The organism is Bacillus cereus group sp. BfR-BA-01453 (assembly GCF_022662915.1).
In the GTDB taxonomy this organism is placed as follows: domain Bacteria; phylum Bacillota; class Bacilli; order Bacillales; family Bacillaceae_G; genus Bacillus_A; species Bacillus_A paranthracis.
This window is the reverse complement of record NZ_JAKUEN010000003.1, coordinates 228,011-249,231: the sequence shown is the minus strand read 5'-3', so window position 1 is coordinate 249,231 and position 21,221 is coordinate 228,011. Positions and strand designations below refer to the sequence as shown.

Below are 21,221 nucleotides of genomic sequence, written 5' to 3'. Positions count from 1 at the left end.
GATACCATTGCTTAAAACCCTTCTTCTTTTCTTACTCTCAATGAAGTTTCAATAATCATATCTAATAGTTTACTATATTCAATTCCCGCTGCAGCTGCACTTTTTGGTAGTAAACTCGCTTGCGTCATCCCTGGTAATGTATTAATCTCCATTACATATGGAATACCATCCTTCACCATCATATCCACCCTTGCATAAACGCTGCATTTCAATGCTTTATAGCAAGCCAGTGACGCTTTGTTTACACGTTCCTTAAGTTCAGCTGGAAGTTCAATAACTTCTTCAATTGTACTAGTATCATCATATTTCGCATTGTAATCAAAGAACTCAGCCGCATGTCGAATTGAAATGATAGGTAACTGTTTTCCATCAAAAATGGAACATGTAATCTCATCACCTTTAATGTACTTTTCTATTACTACTTCAGAATCCCATTCGAACACAGTTTCCAGCATTGAAATTAGTTCGTCTTTATCATAGACAATCTTTACCCCCACACTCGAACCACCAGAGTTTGGTTTTACCACTAATGGAAATCCTAACTTATCTAATTCATCAACATTTAGATCCTCCATTTTTGTAAGTTCAATCCAATCTGGTGTTTCTATTCCTTCATAACGTAAAATCTTTTTCGAAATATTTTTATCCATACATATACCGCTAGATAACATATTACTCCCGCTATAAGGAATACCTAAACTTTCAAGCGTTCCTTGAACAGTCCCATCTTCTCCGTATTTTCCGTGTAATGCGAGCAGCGCAAAATCAATGTCTTTCGCTTTTTCAATTAAATCCATTTTTTCATTTAACGTAATTGGTACTATTTCATATTTATTTTTATCTAAATTTGCAATCATTTCATTTCCAGTCATAATTGATACTTGTTTTTCAGAGGATACTCCTCCCATAATAACGCCAACTCTCATTTCCTCAACTCCAAATTTCATTTTTTATTGTATCACCAATTATTTTAATTCCACGAACTATTTCGTCTTCTTTCAAACGTGAAAATCCTAATCGAAACGTGTTCGCTCCTCTTCCATCAGAATAAAACACATCTCCAGGAGAAAAAGTAACCCCTTGCTCATAACATTTTTGTAAAAGTGTACGAGCATGAATTTTTTCTTCTAACTCTATAAATAAATGAAGTCCACCATCACCAGTCATTCTTTGAAACGGAATGTACTCGTTACACATCCCAACAGCTAACTCATATTTTTTCTTATAAACAGATCTTGCCTTTTTTAAATATTTTTCAAAATATCCTTCATGTAAATATTGAAACAGAACAGCTTGATCTAAAGTAGATGTGTGAATTGTTCTTGCTCTTTTTACACTTTCTAAATGATGGATCAATTCTTTATCTGCAATGATCCATCCGACACGTAAACCAGGGAAAAGTACCTTCGAAAAGCTACTAATATAAATCACATTATTACCAGCGCCAGCAAAAGTTAATAATGGGGCTAAATGTGAACCTGAATAACGTAGTTCCTCATTAAATCCATCTTCTATAATAGGAACCTTATATTTTGAAAATAATCTCATCAGTTCCGTTCTTTTCTCTGAACTCGTCACAATGCCGGTTGGATTATGATAGGAAGGAATTAAATATGCAAAATCAAACTCTTTTTCACGCAAGCTTTTTTCAACTTGATTCGTATCAATACCATCTTCATTCATATCAATACCATGAACTTCAAGGCCATGTAAGCGGAATAGCTTCAGCGCAGCATGGTGAGTTGGATTCTCACAAATAACTCGACCTGATTTCTTTGATAACGAGGATAGAACAATGTCTAACCCTTCAGTGAATCCATTTGTAATTAAAATATCTTTGTTCAAAATATCTACACCTTTCATTTCCATATAATGAAGTAGATATTTCATTAACGGTCTATAGCCTTTTGCGTATCCGTAATTTAATACGACATCACCTTCAATGGACATACGAGTAAGAAAAGCTCTTTTGAAATTTTCCACATCAAATAGCTTTTCGTCCGGAGCAATACTGTTAAAAACAATCATTCCTTTTTCCCAACGAACACCATGTTTCATTAAATCTAATTCATCCGCTAATAAAGTAACTGTATTAAGTTTATTTTTCCAATCTATTTCAACAGACGAAGTGTTCGATATATCAACCTTCGCAACAAAATTTCCTTTTCCTTTAACTGCATAAATGAGCCCTTCTTGCTCTAAATCTGCATAAGCAGCGAGTACAGTGTTTCTGCTTACACTAAGTAATTCACTTAGTTCCCTTGTTGAAGGAATTTTTTGATCCCCGAGCAAATGCCCTTTCATAATCATCTTCTTTAAATAATCTTTTAATTGAATATAAACGGGACGATCTTTCACAACTTTAAAATCTTTAAACAAATTCTTACCCCCTGCAATTATTTTTGCATAATTATTTCATTCTCAAAAGGTCCACTACATATGTATTTTTTATAAAGGGCGGTACGGTTTTATAAAATACAACTTTAATCAATTAGTAACTTTACTCCCCGTTAATACGTGACAAATCTTTACGATATAAATTAATTATATCTTTTAAAGCTGCTGCTGCGGCTCCGCGTGGATTTGATGCACCACCAATTGTAGTAACTTGGCCCATCGTATCTGTAAAGAACGTAATCCCTTTTTCTGTCCCATTTACATTTGCTAGCGGATGATCCTTATCTATTTCGTACGGTTCAACATTTAAATTCACATTGCCATCCTCATCTTTATATGCTGATGCAATTAATTTAATAAATTTATTTTGTTCCTTAGCATTTCGAATTTGTTGTTTTGTAACATGTTCAATTCCTTTTATATGTATATCTGTAAGCATATGCTCTGTTCCCATTAAACTGTTTGTCAAAAGTAACAATTTACACGCACTATCAGAACCACTTACATCTAATATTGGGTTCGTTTCAGCAATTCCTTTACGTTGCGCTTCTTTCAGTGCTTCTTCAAACGTAATATCTTCCTCATTCATTTTCGTAAGAATATAATTTGTTGTCCCGTTTAATATTCCTTCTATTTTTTCAACATGGCAACCAGCTAAACTAAATTGACCAATATCAAGTGTCGGTAATGCGGCCGCAGTTGCACCACTATATCGAATTCGTACATTCGCAATTTTTGCTGCTTCATTTATTTCTCTCCAGTTTGTAACAAGCGCACCTTTTGAAATAGCTACTATATCCATTTGTTTCTCAATCGCTTGTTTTATATATTGTTTCCCTGGATTTCCATCTTTAAGGTTTGTAACTGTTGATTCTACCAGCACTGTACCACTTATGTTATCTGTTGCACGTTCCTCCGGATGATATTCTATATACTTCTCAATTGCTGCGCTACTGCTACCATACGTTAATAAGTCCTGAATAGATAACCCATCCTCATTATGTATTGCAACATTTCTACCTAATACGCCACTTACAACTAACTCTATACCATATGTTTCATATATATATGAACATTTTTCATGTAGTAATTTTATAAACTCTCTTCCTACTGTTCCATATCCTGATAATACAACTTTAATTTTCATAATATCCCCCCATATTTTTCTACCAAATCCCTCTTTCAATATAATATAAAGCGCCCCCGAATTCCATCGAGAGCGCTTTATTATTACCTATTTCGGTAAACGTGATAGCTTTTCAGCAATTGTTCTATAAAACTCTTGAATGTTAGAAAAACCTAACGTGTCTGAAATACTTAATCCCACCATGTCGAGATGGTCCCAATTTGCTTTCATTTCGATATGATTCCATTTTCCAATCTGTAATGACTCATTATTATTTACAGTTGCATTAGATGATGGTGCAATCATAGAATTTGTATTTACTACACCATCATTTTGCCACCAAGAAGTATTAATTAATGGGCGGTTTTCTTCATATCTCGCATAAGAGCCTAAGAAAAATGCATTCCCCATTAACACTTTATTCATCGTTATATGAGGCAAATGTAAACCTGTTATAGGTGCCGCTTGTGATGCATGTCCACTATAGGATAAGTAATACACATTCGGTTGCGTCTTTACCCAAGTATTTAACTCCTTTGCACCATCAGTACTTAAATCCCATTGACTTATATCTTTTGTATTTTTCCAAATTGAACTATTTAAAATACGATCAGTATATTGTAAAGAGGACTCTCCAGCATTCTTCTTTAACCCCCATTGATCCAATTTGAAATCATATAATGATAAATTGCTGTTTCCTCCTAAACTTGCAGCTGTAATGAGTAAATCTTTAACGAACGGTAGTAGAAGACTACCATCCGCAAGTGTTGTACCGTTGTGAGGGGTTGCTAATGTTGTAACACTATGAACATATGATTTCTCGCCCTCAAATAGTGGTGATATTTTGTTGTTTGGGTGATTTTTCACATAATTTTTTTCTTCAAAACTGCCTTCTTTTAATAGCTGTACCAATGTTCTAATCGTTTGTCCACCCATGCTATGTCCGACTAAATGTACTTTATTTGTTTCACTCCAACTCGGCATGAAACCACTATAAGTTCTTCCAAAACGATTATGTCCATGTTTCTCAGCATGTGCGGCACCGTAGTCTACTGTTCCACCGTTAATTTGGGCATATAATTCACATGCACGATCCCAATTACTAGAAACTGGCCCAACGGCTGCGGTATGAACTGTATAACCATTGCGTTTCAAATCTTCCTGTATATCATGAACACCCCCCCAATATTTAACCCCTAGCATTTCTTCTCTACCCCATCCGGCAAATCCGTTTACTAAAATGATCGGATAATTATTTTGTTGACTCTCTTCAGCGTATATTACTTTCGTGGCGAATGAACATACAGTCATCAATGCAAAAAAACATATTTTTAAAAATAACTTCCCCATACTTCCTCCCCCTAATAAAACGTTTACATTTTTTAAATTTACAGCATGCTTTAATAACTTAAACATAATGTAAAGTATTTTATATACGTTGTATATATAGAAAACATATACAAATGTTGATAAATATTTACTTTTTACAATACAACTTGTAAATCTGTTTATTTGAATTTATAATTAGATATAGTTTCCTCATGTTAAAAAGATTTAATAACCATAAGAAAACTAATCTCATTGCTTGAAAAGGAGGAAAAATCATGCAAATCGGATCAAATATTCATACATTGTCTCAACCTACTAAAATAACTCCATCTAATCTTGAGCATAATACTATCTCTTCTACTAAACTTGAAAGTAAGAAAGTAAATGATCCTATCAAGTTCGATATTCGTTCATCCGAAAAAGAAATGAAACAGCCTGAGCATAAATTTAATGAATTAGATTTATGGAAGATGCTAAAAGATAAAGGTGTTCCTTTATGGATTATACTTGAAATGCTACAAAAGGCTCGTAAAGAAAAAGAAGCACAAAATAATTCAGTTCAAAATTCAAATGCGATTGAAGAAACAAGTGAGACTCGATTAAATGAAGTAATGTAATCTATGTTTTATGAATGCTCTAAAGTAAAAAGAGTTCGAGATTGATAAAATTTCTATCAACCTCGAACTCTTTTTTAAGATTTTTCTCCAATCGTTACAAACTGAAATGATACTTCCCCTTGATGATCTTTAATTAACTTTTCTACTTTTACTTTTTCATTTATTAATGTATTATCTGTTGACATTTTAGGTTTTTCATCACCTAAAGACTTGTTCAGGTGGAGAAGATGCATTTTCGTTTCATTTGCTTTTAATTCTTTATACACACTATCTTTTGCTACAATTACATACGCTTGTGTTGGATATTTACGAGTGTTACCTATCCAAGCATCACTACCGTATTTAACAGCAAACTCCTTTCCTTCTAATTGAATACTTTTTAAATTTTTTTCATCTTCTTGTGCCAACAAAATCGAGCCTTCTTTTGGTAACTTAGGTAACGTATCTATAGGTCTAAATTTGGATCCGTTCTCTCTTTCACGAAAAATCTTTGTTTTAATCAACGCTTGTGCTGTAGATTCATTTAAAATTAAAACTTGTCCATTTCCAAATGTACCCGTTTTCACAGAAAACACTTCATTTTCTTTCGTAATTTCCTGATAACGATTCATAATTGATAAAGTATTATTTTCATCTCCAATGATTAATACACCGTTAGCTGGAAATCTATTTTCATTTTTAGAGCATGCGCTTAAACTTATTAACAATAATATACTTAATATAAAAATAGATAATGTTTTTTTCATTACAGTTCCTTTCATAACTCAAATTGGTTTATACATGCTTTTCTGCAAGCTTACTTGCTTAAATTCTCTATTGTTCCATCGTTTTATAAAGCTTTTGTAAATAACGCCAACGAGTTATAAAGAAATATAAAACTTGTATACATATAAATGAAATTAAAATGACGATAGAGCTATTTAGAATAGAAAAATCGACTAATTGTTGTAATGCAGTATAAGCTACTACAGTATGTATTACTGCAATGATAATTGGTAAAAAGAACATTAATAATAACTGTCTCGTTACGACTTTCTTTAGCTCCCGTTTACTTAACCCCATTTTCGAAATCATTTTATACTGCTGTTGATCGCGGTCCAAATCAGTATATAATCGAAAATAAATAAAACTAGCAGCAAATGTGAAGAAAACAATTCCGACTAAAACACTAGCCATAAGTAATAATCCATTCGTTTGTTTTGCACTTAGTAACTCTATTGTTAGTGCTCTAAATTCAAAATGTATATCTCTAGGATCTTGATTAAATATATTATTTAATTGGTTTGAAACCTCTTTCGTTTTTATCCAATCTTCTACAACAAATCCGTATGTACGATATTGAATAATATCTTCATTATCTGGACCACTATTAAGTGGAATTCCGTCATATACATGATCTTGAATAGCAATATATATTCCTTCCGTATCATGAGGTAAAACTAAATTATCGACAGTTTTTTTCACATGAAATGTCTTTGTCCAATCGCCTTGAATGACTTCAATATCCTTCTTATAATCACCATTTTTAAATTCTTGTTTTTGTGATACCATTCCAGGAATTAATAACATTTCATCTTCTTTTTCAATCGTTTCTTGTTGATACCCTAGCGCTCTCGCAAGTTCGTTATATTCACTTAATTTCATTACATATACATTACTTTCCGTATATATATATGAAGATGAAGCCATTCGATACGGAATATTAGCATCAGCCAGATGTTTTTTTATAATAGAGAGATGCTTATCCGCTATTTTGTTGTTTTCAGGAGCCATGTATAGTAATGTATACGGATTCGTCATTCTTACTAAATCTTTATTTCCAAGAGCAGCTGTCGTGCCAATTGCTGTAAAAGCTACTGCTGAAATAATAGATACTATAAAAAACATCGTTGCATTATCTTTCATACGATAAATTAATTCTGAAAATGTTAGTATATTTGTTCTCTTTAAAAAGAAAGTTTCTCTCCTTTTAGCAAGATGCAATATATAAACGCTACACTGTGTATATAAAAAGTACGTTCCAATAATCACCAGGAATACTCCTATTCCTAGCAGAATAAAACTATGATTTGGGATAAAGCGAAATACTAACATATAGCCATACCCTATACTAAATAAAGAAAAAATTGATAATAAAATTGACGATTTTGGTTCAGGTTTTGGCTTTTCTCCTGCTTGAATCAGTTCCACTAGCTCTGTAACTTTTATCATTTTAAATGTTACTAGCGAAACAATTAAAAATAAGAACAGAAATGTAATGATTGTTAATAATACAGCCTGTACTGGTATATAAAAAGGCAAGCCGTTACTAATCATTAATACACTTGCGCTTATTAACAAAACTAGTTTAGAAAATATGAGTCCAATAAGAATACCTATACAAATGGAACCAAGTCCAATTAACATATTTTCAATTAACAATAACTTCTTAAGCTGTCTCATTGACATACCTTGCATCATTAAAATGCCAAATTCTTTCTTACGTGTTTTTAAAAACGAACTAACTGAATATAAAATAAAGAAAAATGAAAATACAAAAATCAAACCTTGCGAAATTATAAATCCCATCGTACCATATGCACTTATTGTTGCACTTGTTGATTTTAACTCCCCTTGTAAATCAGGATGAAATAATAAAAGGGCATATGTAAAGAAAATCATAATAGAAAATGTACTACTTAAAAAATGGGCAGCATATGTACGCTTATTACGAAAAATATTATTAAATGCGAACTGACGAAAAGTCATGCCTTTTCCCTCCTAACAAAGAAAGGACATCCATAATCTTTTGATAAAACGCTTGCCTGCTTTCACCGCAATAAATTTCGTTATATAGTTGACCATCTTTAATAAAGATTACTCGGCTGCAAAAACTCGCTGCATACGGATCATGAGTAACTAACATCATCGTTGCTTTTTCTTCTTTATTAAGAGTATCAAGCATCTCCATTACATCATTTGAAGATTTAGAGTCTAAATTCCCTGTTGGTTCGTCAGCAAGTAATAATTGTGGCTTATGAACAATCGCACGTGCGATTGCCGTTCTTTGAGCTTGTCCCCCTGATATTTCAAACGTTCTTTTACTTAATATTTCTGTAATGTTTAATTTCTCTGCAATTTCTTCCACTCTTTTGTTCATTTCTTTCACAGAAACACCATCTAAAGTCATTGGCAATACGATGTTTTCTTTTACAGTAAGTGTGCTAAGAAGATTAAATGATTGAAAAACAAATCCTAATTGTTTTCTGCGGAATAACGCTAAATCTTCTGATGATAATTGGAAAGGATTTGTGCCATTTATTAAAATTTCTCCAGATGATGGAGAATCAATAGTAGATACCATATTTAATAACGTTGTTTTCCCACTACCAGATGGCCCCATAATCCCTACAAATTCACCTTCTTGAATTGATAAATCAATATCAACTAATGCCTTATAAGGTACTTTCCCTTTATATACTTTACTAATACTTTTTGCATGTAAAATTTCCATGTATATTCTCCCTTCATTTGCACGTCTCATAACAGAGTGTAAATGAATTGTCTTACAGCTCATATTGATTCTTCTTTCATTTATCTTACACGCTTGTAAGGTTTCTGAAAAAACTGATAATAAAACTAATTTCAAACTATAATCGATGTATAACTATTTTATAATATTTGCATAGTGGTTTGAAATACAATACTATTTTCTAATCTTTATTATAATAATAAAAGACCGATTGCTTTATCGGCCTTTTTACTTTCAAATATTATATTTTTAACTATTGTATTTAGTTGAAGCATATTTTAGGTACAAATAAAATACTATTTCACTTGATAATAGCCATTGCAAAAAACAGCGTTCTTCGGTTTAATTGCAATTAATATTGAATTGTAAATATCTGAAGCCGAAATGAATGTGTTTAACCAACATATAAATAACATGATTGATTTGATATTTCCTGATACAAAGAACGACATCACGGCAGGAACTACTGATAATACAACAATGGGTAGGCTCATAAAGATCCAAAATCTCATTTTAGATAAGATTGCATTTGTATTTAACCAAAAGAATATTCCACTAAATGTTAAGCTAACATCACCTTTTTTACTTATGACAAAAATATGTAGACATTCGTGAATGATGAAGACAAAGATACCTATTATGATAAGATAAAATATATTAATATGAGTGAAACCTGTTTCAAAAAAATAAGGTATCATAAAAATGATTATCTGAAGTAAATATACAAACTGCATATAATGTTTTCGGTACCAATTACTCTGTATAAAAGGCGTCCATTCTGAAAAATCCATACTTATCTGTGGTAAGTGGCGAAACCAAATAATGATATGCATCTCCTCCTTCATTTAGACTATTTCATAGATTAAACATTTTATCCCACTAGCACTCAACCGTAAGTTTTATATGCCCCTTTCTCACTAGACTTACCAATATATTTTTTGACTAAGATAGAATTCTTCCTTATACCATCCCACTCTTCCCTTGCATTCTTCTACTTGTGCTTAAAAAATTCACTTGCAGGATAATTAAAGTAAAAAATTGGTATTTCTATAGTTTTATGCATTCGACAAAACATTCCAATCCCCTTTTCGTAAATGATTTTTTTATGATTATCACATTTACAGCTTGATGCCACTGTTTTGGCGAAAAGCAATTCCATCGATAAGTCATCTCAATTGTAGCTTTCATATATTAACAGCTATAAAATGAATGTAAAAAAGCTTAGAGTTTTAACTCTAAGCTTTTTTATAATTTCGTTTCAATTCCTTTTACAGAGCACTATTTTTTATCCATTCGGATTTACTCAATACATAATGGTTATAAATTTGATTTTCTATCGTCTGTTGACCCAAATAAGTAAATCTACATTTTTCAATAACTTTATTTGATGCTATATTGTTAATTAAAGCAATTGCGTTAAGGAGATCTACATTCGTTTTTTCAAACAAATAGTTAATCAGTCCTTTCGTTGCTTTCGTTGCATAACCATTATTATGATATTCACTTGAAACTGCATACATAATTTCTCTGTTCGGTGCAGGGAGTTCATCTTTCATACCTGTGCAGCACCATCCAATAAATTCATTTGTGGTTTTCTTAAATATTCCTAGTTTTAATATGTGATCATCTATGTTAGCCGTAGTTCTCACTGCATGAAGAAACGCTTTATTTTCTGGTATTTCATAATTTACAACCCAATTAATCCTTTGTTCTTTTGTTGATTTCCAGTCTGGTAAAAATTTTTCTATTTCCGTTTGATTTGCTATTTTATAAATACTCTCTGCATCTTTGACCGTAAACTCTTGTAGGTATATATCTCTACAATCTATTTTAAATAATTTAGTGAATCTATCTTCTTCCATGTTAATCCCCCTTACTTACATTAAAGCTCCTTAATCTGCTTCGTAAGTTCCATAAACCGTTCATCCAGTGCTTTATATTCTTTGTCTTTAGAAGTTAAAAAGCTTAATTTACCTAATACTTCTTGCCTCTCTGTTTCTAGTGTTAAACGTAGCTCTTCAATTTCATCTCTTGTTTTCGTAGGTTCTTCTAGCTGCTTTTGTATCGTATTGTTTACAAACACAAGCTTTGTATTAGTTGTTTTCTCCAGAAAATATCGATCGTGAGAAACGATAACAAGCGTTCCATTATACTCAGCTAAAGTATTTTCAAGCTGTTCACGTGAAGGAAGATCCAGGTGATTCGTCGGTTCATCTAAAATAAGTACATCTTTTTCATCTAAAATATAAGACATTAGCTTACATTTCACTCGTTCACCCATACTCATATATCGAATCGGCTCTTTCCATTGGGAAGATTCAAACCCTAAATGTTTCATTAAATTTTGGACTTTTCCTCTTTCTTCAAATGTCTCTTTATAAAATAAATCTTCTGGTGTTTTATCAAGTGGTAAATCAAATACTTCTTGTGTTAAATAACCGATGTTTACTGATGGTGAAATCCATACTTCTCCTTCAGCAGTTTCCGCTCCCATAATCATCTTTAGTAATGTTGTTTTCCCGCTACCGTTTGGGCCAACAATCGCAATCTTCTCACCGTGCTGAATTGTAAAATTAACGTTTTCAAATAATATCCGATTATTAAATTCTTTCCGTAATTGTTTTACTTCTAAAAAACGTTTCCCTACTTTTTTATTCGCTTGAATAGAAAATTCAACCGAATAATCTTCTTTCACACGTTCAACTTTCGTTTTCTCAAGCTCTTTTTCAAGACGTTTTCGTTTCGATTTTACTTGCGCATCCATTCGCTTCGCCTTTACACGATAAAACTCTTTCACACCTTCTTGTTTTGTGGACTGCGCATGTGCCTTTTGTGACCATGAGCTTAATTCTTTTATATGAGTTTCTACTTGTTCTATCTTCTTTTGTTGTTTTTCATATTCACGCTGCTGCGTCATTCTTTTGTGCTCACGTGCTTTCATATAACTTGTATAATTACCGCTATGGTCAATTAATTTCTTATCCTCAATTGACCATATTCTAGTCGCGACAACATCTAAAAAATATCGATCATGTGATACGACGATAACTGTACCTTTCATATTTTTAATTTGCTTAATGAGAAATTCTGTACTCATCTCATCTAAATGATTTGTCGGTTCGTCTAATATTAAGACATTAGGATTTTCAGCAAATCCTTTTGCTAATCGTACTTTCAGCTTTTCACCACCACTTAAAGTATGAAAGTCATTCGTTGGCACGCCCCATTTCGCAAGCAGTTCTGCTTCTTTTGCAATTATATGCTTACTAACGAAAGATTCTTTTTCTTGTTCAACATATGCTGTTGTCATATTCATTTGCAGCCATTCAACAGTACCTTTTGAAGGTTCAATCTTCCCATTTATTAATTGAAGTAACGTTGATTTACCAGCACCGTTTTTACCAATTAATCCGATAACATCCCCTTGTTTTACTGTCACATTCATTTTCTCTAACAACATATTTTCTTTTATTTCAACATAAACATCATTTAATTTTAAAATTTCTTTCATAAATACCGATCCCTTTCATTAAGGGAGAATAAAAAAATCCTCCCAAATAAATTTGGCAGGATTAGTCGTTAAAATATTTATACCCAAATAAGCTATTGCGCAACATAAATAGCAATACCGTTGTATGGAAATTGGGCAGACTAATCCTATTTTTTAGAAATTGAAATGTATTGAATTTCAACATTTAAAAATAAGATTAGTTAATCATCGTCCACCCATCATTCCTTTCCGTCGTTAATAACCATATTGTACCATACTAGTACTGTATGAGTAAATGCAATTATTTGTGCTGTTAAAAAGATTGCTTTCTTTTAGGCTTATTTATCATTTTTCAACTTCATATTGAACAAGCACAAATTACATTGATTGTAATACGTCCTTTAGATTCCCCCTATAAAAAACTTCTAAACACTCTATTATATAAAAATAAAATGTTATTCGTTATCCAATAATAACTTATTGTTTTTCAATAAATTATTATTGATTACTCCTCTTTAATAAGCTATTATATAGTTGCAGAAAATATTAATGTAAGGATTGAATTTATGGACAGGACATTAGAAATCACAAAGTTAAATATGTTTGTAAGGATTTTTATCCTCCCGATTATAGTAGGGATACTTGTTGGTATACTAACGAAATTGGGGCAAGGTATACTTCCAGGAAATTGGCATTCATTAGCTAACTTAGGAAGCGTTTGGTTAGTTCCATCCTTTTTCGTGGCTAGCCTTAGTTATTCTAAGCGTACAGCTATGCTTTCTGGTATCCTTGCACTACTCGGTATGGTATTAGGCTATTATGGTTATGCAATAGTTATTAAAAATGTAGCTCACTCTATTTATTTTATATCTGTATGGATTGTATGTGCATGTATAGGAGGAACGATCTTTGGAATTGCAGGTTTTCTATGGAAAGATACTACAAATCCACTTCATAAATTCGGAAGCGCACTTTTAAGTGGAGTTTTTGTAACGGACGGACTTCACATTCTATTAAACTTTGAAGATTACAGTCACATGTTACCTGTTGGATATACGGAAGTAATAGTCGGAATTATCTTGATTCTTGTATTAGAACGCTCTAATGCTTATCGTGTGTCTTCTTTCTTAATGATGATTCCTATCACTATTTTAGGATTAATTGGGTATAAATTATTAAGTTTGTTTACTTAATTACAATACTGTATCATGAAAAAACAAAAGACTAATTGTATTATAGTCCACAAAACATATCACGTATTCGAACATTACACTTATACATAGGATAGATCCATGAAGCTATCTCTTTCAAAGGGGGTGGCTTTTTTCTTACAAAAATATTTATCAGCTTTTTATTAAATCCTTCAAATTTAACAATCGTATTTATTAGTGTGTCATTATACATACTAATATGACGTTTTACCATTTCATATAACCGCTATACAAAAAGGCTAAAAAACTTAACTCCAAAGTTCTTTAGCCTAGATTACTTATTTTTACACATTAAAAAATTTAATACGTACAACAGTACCTTTACCAACTTCTGAATGGATTTCTACATTATGTCCTAATTGCTTCGTAATTTCATATACGAGATATAGCCCCATTCCAGTTGATTCTTTAAAATCTCTACCATTTTCTCCTGTAAAGAAAGGTTTAAACACTCTTGGCAAATCTTGCTTCGGTATGCCTACACCGTTATCAGCAATTTCAAGTATAACATTATTACCTTCCTTACAAGCTTTCACTTTAATCTTCTCTCGACTACCAGATGAATATTTAATCGCATTTGATAGTATTTGTCCAATTAAAAATTGTAACCATTTCGCATCACTTTCTACTGTAATGTCCTTATCAATTTTAAGCTCTGGATATACAAAATTCCGGATAAAGAAGCGTTTATGTTCATGCACAGAATCATTCACTATTTTATGTAATTGTACTCTTTCCACATAAAAATCTTGTGTAAATGCTTCTAAACGTGCGACATACAGTGCCATCTCTAGCCCCTTTTTCAGCCTATCTGTTTCCTCATTTATACTTTCAAAACGTGGATCCACTTCATCCTGTGTAATTAATTCTATTACAGATAAAGGTGTTTTCATTTGATGAATCCACTGATTCATAAAAGTTAAATGATCATTATTTTTTCTCTCTTGTATGTGGAGTTGATTTTGATAATGGCGATATTGTACCTCAAGCAAGTCTTGAAGAGCAGCAGATATAGCTGCAAAATCAGATTTTTGAACCGATTCATCTAAAGATTGCATCGGGTTTGCTAATCGTTCATAGAAAGTACGATGAGTAAAGTAACGAAATACTAAATAGCCTACCATAAAAAAGGCACCTAAAAACATTGCATACAATGCCGTCGCGATATGCTTATGCCCATCAAACCAATATACGAGGAATATGGCTAGTAGTTGGATTGCTGTAAAGCAAATAAGTGGTATATGATCACGTATAAACAGCTTTATCATTTTTCCATACCAGTATCCCAAGTAATATGCAATCTATATCCAACACTACGAATCGTTTCAATCGCATCCTCAATATGTAACGTTTTTAACTTTTTTCGAACACGTGTCGTATTTACACTTAATGTATTATCATCAACATAGGATTCGCTATCCCATAATTTATTTAATAACACTTCTCTACTCACAACACGCGGATAATTTTTCATTAACATTTCTAATAAAATAGCTTCATTTCTCGTTACATCAATTTCTTGATTCTTAAGCTTCAATACAAGCCTTTCAGGATATAAACAAAGACCCTGTTGCTCAACCATCCGTTCTTCTACTTTCGGTGCATAATCTCCGTAAGCACGCCTTAAATGACTTCGAATTTTAGCCATTACAACTTCGTAATGGAATGGCTTTGAAATGAAATCATCGCCGCCGTTTTCTAGCGCCATGACTTGATCCATCGTACCTTCACGAGCTGAAATAAATAATATCGGACATGTAGAAACTCCGCGAATTTGACGACACCAATAGTACCCATCAAAACTCGGTAAATTAATATCTAATAAAACTAACTCTGGTTGTTCTGCTAAAAAAATATTTAATACATTATGAAAATCCGATACAATAATTCCTTCATACCCATATTTCGCAACATGTGTTGATAATAGTTCTGCAATTTTCATATCGTCTTCTACAATCATAATTTTAACCATGTGTTTACTCCTTTTTCGATCCACAATCTTATATGCAATTATATAAATAATACCTTTTTTTATTTAATCCGTAAATTTAAAAAGGATACTTTTATACAAAAGCACCCTTCTTCTATTATTCTTACTTAATATGAAATTTACTCAAATTAAAACCTAGCTTCTCCACATAGTCCATACTTAGTTCCATTCGTGCCGTTTTAAGCGGGTCCACAACTTGACAAACTTTTAAATCGCCGGCTGCTGATAATAAAAGCGTGGCATCAGCTTTAGACATTTCTAATTCTTCATGTAAAAATGTCACCATATTACGTACAGCTCGATTCGCTGCATCATCTAGCAATTTCTCTGAAGCAATCGTCATTACTTTTTCTTTTTGAATAGCCATTGGCAATGGTCATTTCTTTCCTTTTATAATCTGAACTGTTACCGTCACCTCACCAGCAACCTCTACTCCACTAATACCAATTTCACCGTCACCCATCGCTGCGTGTAAATCACCTAATGCTAATAAAGCACCAGGAACATTTACAGGTAATAATAATGTTGTCCCTTCTTTTATCTCTTTACAGTCCATATTCCCGCCGTGATCATGCGGTGTGCCACATGAAATACTCTCTTCTTTCGGTGCAGTACCAATTACACCGATCATTGGATTAATTGGGATTTGTAGTTCATTCGAAAACAATACATGTTTATTATGTATTGGGACAATTTTCACTGTATTTTCATGTAGCTCTTCACCCATTACACCAAGATTCGTACCTGTAGTTAAAACACCTTGCTCTTCAATTTTTATCTTTTCAATCGTTACAACTAATATGTCACCAGGTTCTGCACCATTAATATATACCGGACCAGTCGCTGGATTAATCCGGTTCCAATCTAATTCTTGGGACACAACATCTTCAGAATCAATTTGATTTTCAAAGCAATCATATGTTTCAAATATAAGGCGACTCCCAATTTCCACTTCCATACATGGTTTATTTTCGGGTGACATTGCGTAAATGATATGTTCTTTCTGAATTCGAAACATTTTATCTCTCCCCTTTTATATTGACCTACAATTACTAATTAGCTTTCTTCGTAAAAGCTCCTGTTAAAAATTAATAAATTTACATATAGAAAAGCACCTAGCTTATTTTCATACATACACTCTTTACTATAACAGGTAAAGAAAGGTGGTATCACTATGCCCCTTATTCCATATAACGAAAGCGATGTTGATTTACTAGCTCGTTTAATGCGTGCTGAAGCTGAAGGCGAAGGTCGACAAGGTGAACAACTTGTTGGCTGCGTAGTAGTAAATCGTGTATTTTGTGATTGTTTAGACTTTAAACAACTCCGTACCGTACGTGATGCAGTGTATCAAAGCCCAGGTGGATTTGAAGCTGTACAATACGGATATTTTTATCAACGTGCTCGTGAATCAGAAAAAGAAATCGCACGAAAAGTTTTACAAGGTGAGTGGCGCTGGCCAGCAAGATGGGCTCTTTGGTATTTCCGTCCAGTTGGAGCTTGTCCGCCCCAATGGTATAACCAGCCGTTTGTAGGACAGTTTAAAAGTCATTGTTTTTATGAACCTAGTGGCGACGAATGTCCGAAATTGTATTCACGGTAGTAAAATTTGCAACGCAAGTACTTAGAACTGTGGGTATTTGCGTTACTTTTAACTTTGTTTTAGCACTCTAATAATGCAATGGTTTTTTCTATACCTACCACATGTATTAATAATGGTATACGAGGACCATTTGATTGATTCATAATGAGTTTATATATAATAGTGAATAATTGTTTTTGATTTTCTTTCATTATTTTTTTATTTTCATGATGACAAATCGAATAAAATTGCTCCATTATGTTTGAATAATCTTTATTTGAACGCAGTATTTTACAAACTTCTACTAGCCATTTTTTTTGCCTTTCCTCTAATGTGTTATAAAACTCTGTATTTTTCTCCTGATTTACCGCCATTAATTTTTCAGGTTGAAAGTTTCTTATCCAATGCTCTGCACGATTACTTATCGCTCTCATTTCATCTAACGCATAGCTCCTATCTATTTTCTCTAATATCTCCTGTAAAATAAATGAGTCAAAATTTAATAACGGCAACGTTCCTGCTACTTGATTAAATTTCGGATATTCTTTAAATCCGCTATCAACTCTAGAAAGTTTAATTGCATCAAATAAATCTTCATTTTTGAGCGTTTTATTTTCATAACTATCTTTCAATCGTTCATACTCTGTATAATTGCGAATCACATCTTCATCAAGACCGATATGAAACGCTGCGTCTGGTCTATATTTTGCAAACATAAATAGAATCACTTCGGGCAAATACACTTTTAGCAACTCGCTAGGTGTAATACTATTCCCTGAGGAACTAGACATTTTTTCATGATGCCCTTTAATTCCAATAAAATCGTAAGCAATGTAATGAGGCGCTTCACGATTGAATATTTTTCTCGCAATTTCTTTTGATACATTATAACTACCCGTTTCTGATGAATGATCTCTTCCGCCCGGCTCAAAAACAACATCCTCTATCATCCATCTCATCGGCCAATCGATTTTCCAATTCAGTTTCATTTCATTTGTATTTAATACCGATAATTCAGTTTGATTTCCGCATTCACATTCATACCGAACTGTTTTTAATACTTCATCAAAATGTGTAATCGTTGTCGCATCTTTCCCGCATTTCTCACAATATAATGTAACCGGATAAAAGCCCTCTCGCTCTTCTTCACTACACTCTCCCGTTTTAAAACTCATTAAAATATCATATATTTCTTTTCTTTTATATAAAGCCTCCAATATGTTTTTGTTATATCTTCCACTTCTATATTCAGCATGTTGATATATGAATTCCACTTCAATCCCAAATACTTGAAGCGATTCCTCAAACTCTTTTTCAAAATGCTCGGCATATGAATTATGACATCCATACGGATCTGGTATATCACAGTATGGCATTCCGATATACTTTACAAAAGATGAATCAACATTTTTAGGGACTTTTCTAAATCTGTCGTAATCATCCCATGAAAATATAAAACGAGTCTTTTTCCCTAAATCTTGAAGCGCCCTTACAACAAAATAAGTCGTTACGATTTCACGAAAGTTCCCAATATGAACAGAACCAGATGGACTAATTCCAGATGCGCAAACAAAAGTTTCTTTGTTTGGATGTTTTCTAATTAATTCGTGTGCTACTTCATACGCCCAATGCATATACTACTCACCTCAATTATATTTTTGTTCTCACATTTTCATTTTTTTGCACTAAAAAAACTCCCACCCCCAAGATTATTCATCTTGAGGACGAGAGTTATTAGCTTCGTGGTACCACCTCAGTTTGTTAATATGTCGCCATATTAACCTCTTCAGGTACGGCAAAATATGCTTATACCCTATCTCTATAACGGGAGATCCCGTCGCACCATCCCTAAATAAATTAGTTCCTTGCGCAGCTCCAAGTCTTTTTTCATTAAGATGTATACTGCTCTTTCTCAGCTACCAGAGCTCTCTGTACGTATTCTTTCTTAACTACTCTTCTCTTCCATGCCATTTTACATATTAGTTTTTTCATATGATAATTTAAAAAAGTTTTATTGTCAAACTTTTCCGAATCAAAAACGTATACTTATCTAAAAAAATTCTTTATCGCCTCTAATTGAATTTTATGACTACACTCATCACAACAATATACCCCTTTTGGTTTCTCTTTAAATCGCTTATATTTTTCACTGCCTTCATAAACACGAAATATATTTTTACAAGAAAAACAAACAATTTCATAAAACATCATATGCATTTTCCTCTCCAGGTATATACATTTTTTTAATCACTTAAGAAAAGCAAATTTCTATAGTACAAATCTTAATATCCTCTGACTAAAAGGTTTATCTTCATTCTTATCGAATTATATAAATATCTTATAAAGCGAGGTGAACATCTTGGACAGTAATATAGAATTAGTTGTAGATGCGAAAGCAATTTTAGCCGAAGGACCATGTTGGGATGAAAAAAAGCAACTTTTATACTGGGTTGATATTGTGGAGAAACAATTATGCATATTTAGTCCTACCGCTAATACAAACCGAGTAATTGCTCTCGATCAACAAATTGGCTGTGTTGTTCCATATTTAGATGACGTACTACTCCTAGCTATGGAAAATGGCTTTTATTCTATTAATATCAAAACAGAAAAACTGACACATATTTTTGACCCTGAACCACATTTATTTAAAAATCGTTTTAATGATGGAAAATGTGATCCGGCAGGACGTTTTTGGGCAGGTACTACAGATACATACGGTATTAATGCTGCTGGCTCCTTGTATTGTTTAAATAATAATTGGAGCGTAGAGAAAAAAGTTTCACATGTAAATACATCAAATGGAATTGCTTGGTCACCTGACCATACATACCTTTACTATATCGATACACCTACTAAAAAAGTAGTTCGTTTTCATTATGATATAAGTACTGGAGAAATTTGCAATCCAAGCGATGTAATCCTTTTCTCTGAGAATGAAGGTTTACCTGATGGTATGACAATTGATGAAGAAGGTTGTTTATGGATTGCGCATTGGGGAGGTTCAAAAATTACTAGATGGAACCCTTCAACTGGTGAACAAATATTAATTATCCCGATTCCAGCGCTATATGTAACATCTTGTACATTTGGAGGGCCTAATTTAACCGACCTATATGTTACAACAGCCAGAACAAGAATGACGGATGACGAATTAAAGCAATATCCACATGCTGGTGGTATTTTTCGAATTCAAACAAATGTAAAAGGTTGTCCTACCCATTCATTTTGCAATAATAATATTGGAGCTGAAACACTATGAATCGTATCGATTACATTAGACAAGAAGAAAAGAAATATCATGACCTTTGCTATGAACAATATAAACTATTTGAAACTGGTTCTTGGCTGTATAAGCCGGTTAAAACAGTTATGGATTTGATGGATTATTTTGAAGGAAACAACAACTTGCAAGTACTTGATCTCGGCTCTGGCGTTGGAAGAAATAGTATTCCCATTGCCCAAAAGATTCAAAATGCGAGTGGTACTGTTACATGTGTGGATTTACTTGATTCTGCTTTAACAAAATTACAAACTTATAGTAAAGAATATGGTGTAATTAATAATATGAAAATAGAACAAGCAGCAATCGAAAACTACTATATCCAACCTAATACTTATGATTATATCGTTGCAGTATCCAGTTTAGAGCATGTTCAATCAGAAGAAGATTTAAAAAACGTGCTCCATTCTATGAAAGAAGGTACAAAAAGCGACGGTATGAATTGTTTAATTATTAATTCGAACATACAAGAAATTGACTTACATACAAATGAAGAATTAGATGCTTTAATTGAAATTAACTTTCCTACTGAAGATATGATACATCTATTAAAAACTATTTATAAGGAATGGAAAGAAATTAAAGTTGAAATAAAAGAATTAGTTTATAATATTGTTCGCGATGAAAGGCATATTCAATTAAAAACAAATGCTATTACGTTTGTTGTTCAGAAATAAAACTATAA

The 21,221-nt window shown here is 32.6% G+C and carries 19 protein-coding genes, 1 pseudogene and 1 other annotated feature; of the genes and pseudogenes, 5 read left to right on the top strand and 15 right to left on the bottom strand.

The features are described from left to right. Positions 1-11 precede the first annotated feature (11 nt). The 4 genes from ddlB to MR070_RS08615 form a co-directional block, all read right to left on the bottom strand. A complete protein-coding gene (gene ddlB, locus MR070_RS08630) occupies positions 12-926 on the bottom strand; it encodes a D-alanine--D-alanine ligase (RefSeq protein ID WP_044792457.1) in 915 nt (304 codons plus the stop codon). A 4-nt stretch (positions 927-930) separates the two neighbouring features. After that, positions 931-2,379, bottom strand: coding sequence for a MocR-like pyridoxine biosynthesis transcription factor PdxR (gene pdxR, locus MR070_RS08625; RefSeq protein ID WP_000471616.1), 1,449 nt, complete (start codon positions 2,377-2,379; stop codon positions 931-933). Between the two features lie 121 nt (positions 2,380-2,500). Continuing rightward, positions 2,501-3,544: a homoserine dehydrogenase gene (locus MR070_RS08620; protein WP_242261065.1), complete on the bottom strand. Its 1,044-nt coding sequence runs from the start codon at positions 3,542-3,544 to the stop codon at positions 2,501-2,503. An 87-nt stretch (positions 3,545-3,631) separates the two neighbouring features. Continuing rightward, entirely contained in the window at positions 3,632-4,873 is a 1,242-nt protein-coding gene (locus MR070_RS08615) for an esterase/lipase family protein (protein ID WP_061402861.1), read from the bottom strand. 254 nt (positions 4,874-5,127) lie between these two features. On the opposite strand from MR070_RS08615, the gene MR070_RS08610 reads away from it, so the two are divergent. Then, the gene (locus tag MR070_RS08610; protein ID WP_001165498.1) at positions 5,128-5,469 is read left to right on the top strand and encodes a DUF3914 domain-containing protein; all 342 of its coding nucleotides are present in this window, start codon (positions 5,128-5,130) and stop codon (positions 5,467-5,469) included. Positions 5,470-5,543: 74 nt separating this feature from the next. Here the strand turns inward: MR070_RS08610 and MR070_RS08605 are convergent, their stop codons facing one another. The 6 genes from MR070_RS08605 to abc-f all read right to left on the bottom strand — a co-directional run bounded on the left by MR070_RS08605 (position 5,544) and on the right by abc-f (position 12,491). Continuing rightward, complete coding sequence (locus tag MR070_RS08605; protein ID WP_044792391.1) at positions 5,544-6,215, bottom strand: lipoprotein BA_5634 family protein; 672 nt, start codon at positions 6,213-6,215, stop codon at positions 5,544-5,546. Positions 6,216-6,282: 67 nt separating this feature from the next. Beyond that, complete coding sequence (locus tag MR070_RS08600) at positions 6,283-8,217, bottom strand: FtsX-like permease family protein (protein ID WP_242261064.1); 1,935 nt, start codon at positions 8,215-8,217, stop codon at positions 6,283-6,285. Continuing rightward, complete coding sequence (locus tag MR070_RS08595; RefSeq protein ID WP_000404281.1) at positions 8,192-8,962, bottom strand: ABC transporter ATP-binding protein; 771 nt, start codon at positions 8,960-8,962, stop codon at positions 8,192-8,194. Before MR070_RS08595 ends, MR070_RS08600 begins: the two co-directional genes overlap by 26 nt. A gap of 314 nt (positions 8,963-9,276) precedes the next feature. Beyond that, positions 9,277-9,813: a DUF3267 domain-containing protein gene (locus MR070_RS08590; protein ID WP_000547457.1), complete on the bottom strand. Its 537-nt coding sequence runs from the start codon at positions 9,811-9,813 to the stop codon at positions 9,277-9,279. 435 nt (positions 9,814-10,248) lie between these two features. Continuing rightward, positions 10,249-10,842 carry a GNAT family N-acetyltransferase gene (locus tag MR070_RS08585; RefSeq protein ID WP_098314029.1) on the bottom strand — a complete coding sequence of 198 codons (594 nt, stop codon included), beginning with the start codon at positions 10,840-10,842 and terminating at the stop codon, positions 10,249-10,251. 20 nt (positions 10,843-10,862) lie between these two features. Next, the gene (gene abc-f / locus MR070_RS08580) at positions 10,863-12,491 is read right to left on the bottom strand and encodes a ribosomal protection-like ABC-F family protein (protein ID WP_242261063.1); all 1,629 of its coding nucleotides are present in this window, start codon (positions 12,489-12,491) and stop codon (positions 10,863-10,865) included. 545 nt (positions 12,492-13,036) lie between these two features. On the opposite strand from abc-f, the gene MR070_RS08575 reads away from it, so the two are divergent. Further along, on the top strand, positions 13,037-13,663 hold the full coding sequence (locus MR070_RS08575; RefSeq protein ID WP_000376251.1) for a DUF6518 family protein: 627 nt from the start codon (positions 13,037-13,039) through the stop codon (positions 13,661-13,663). A 302-nt stretch (positions 13,664-13,965) separates the two neighbouring features. On the opposite strand, the gene MR070_RS08570 is transcribed toward MR070_RS08575, so the two are convergent. From MR070_RS08570 to MR070_RS08560, 3 genes and pseudogenes are all read right to left on the bottom strand, one after another. Then, positions 13,966-14,949 (bottom strand): sensor histidine kinase, encoded by a 984-nt coding sequence (locus MR070_RS08570; protein WP_014481678.1) that lies wholly within the window; start codon positions 14,947-14,949, stop codon positions 13,966-13,968. Next, positions 14,946-15,653 carry a response regulator transcription factor gene (locus tag MR070_RS08565; RefSeq protein WP_138321953.1) on the bottom strand — a complete coding sequence of 236 codons (708 nt, stop codon included), beginning with the start codon at positions 15,651-15,653 and terminating at the stop codon, positions 14,946-14,948. The genes MR070_RS08570 and MR070_RS08565 overlap by 4 nt, the downstream gene beginning before the upstream one ends. A gap of 121 nt (positions 15,654-15,774) precedes the next feature. After that, positions 15,775-16,689 (bottom strand): annotated as a pseudogene (locus MR070_RS08560) (acetamidase/formamidase family protein). Between the two features lie 156 nt (positions 16,690-16,845). Here MR070_RS08560 and MR070_RS08555 point away from each other — a divergent pair. Beyond that, positions 16,846-17,274 carry a cell wall hydrolase gene (locus MR070_RS08555; protein WP_001128420.1) on the top strand — a complete coding sequence of 143 codons (429 nt, stop codon included), beginning with the start codon at positions 16,846-16,848 and terminating at the stop codon, positions 17,272-17,274. A gap of 59 nt (positions 17,275-17,333) precedes the next feature. On the opposite strand, the gene lysS is transcribed toward MR070_RS08555, so the two are convergent. Together lysS and MR070_RS08545 are read right to left on the bottom strand one after the other, a co-directional pair. After that, positions 17,334-18,887 carry a lysine--tRNA ligase gene (gene lysS, locus MR070_RS08550; RefSeq protein WP_044792393.1) on the bottom strand — a complete coding sequence of 518 codons (1,554 nt, stop codon included), beginning with the start codon at positions 18,885-18,887 and terminating at the stop codon, positions 17,334-17,336. An 83-nt stretch (positions 18,888-18,970) separates the two neighbouring features. Continuing rightward, positions 18,971-19,227: a binding site (T-box leader), on the bottom strand. Positions 19,228-19,299: 72 nt separating this feature from the next. Further along, positions 19,300-19,470 (bottom strand): DUF2197 domain-containing protein, encoded by a 171-nt coding sequence (locus tag MR070_RS08545; RefSeq protein WP_000551046.1) that lies wholly within the window; start codon positions 19,468-19,470, stop codon positions 19,300-19,302. 142 nt (positions 19,471-19,612) lie between these two features. Here MR070_RS08545 and MR070_RS08540 point away from each other — a divergent pair, with 142 nt between their 5' ends. Continuing rightward, positions 19,613-20,515 (top strand): SMP-30/gluconolactonase/LRE family protein, encoded by a 903-nt coding sequence (locus MR070_RS08540; protein WP_242261062.1) that lies wholly within the window; start codon positions 19,613-19,615, stop codon positions 20,513-20,515. Next, positions 20,512-21,213, top strand: a complete 702-nt coding sequence (locus MR070_RS08535) for a class I SAM-dependent methyltransferase (RefSeq protein ID WP_242261061.1) — start codon at positions 20,512-20,514, stop codon at positions 21,211-21,213. The genes MR070_RS08540 and MR070_RS08535 overlap by 4 nt, the downstream gene beginning before the upstream one ends. Positions 21,214-21,221 lie beyond the last annotated feature (8 nt).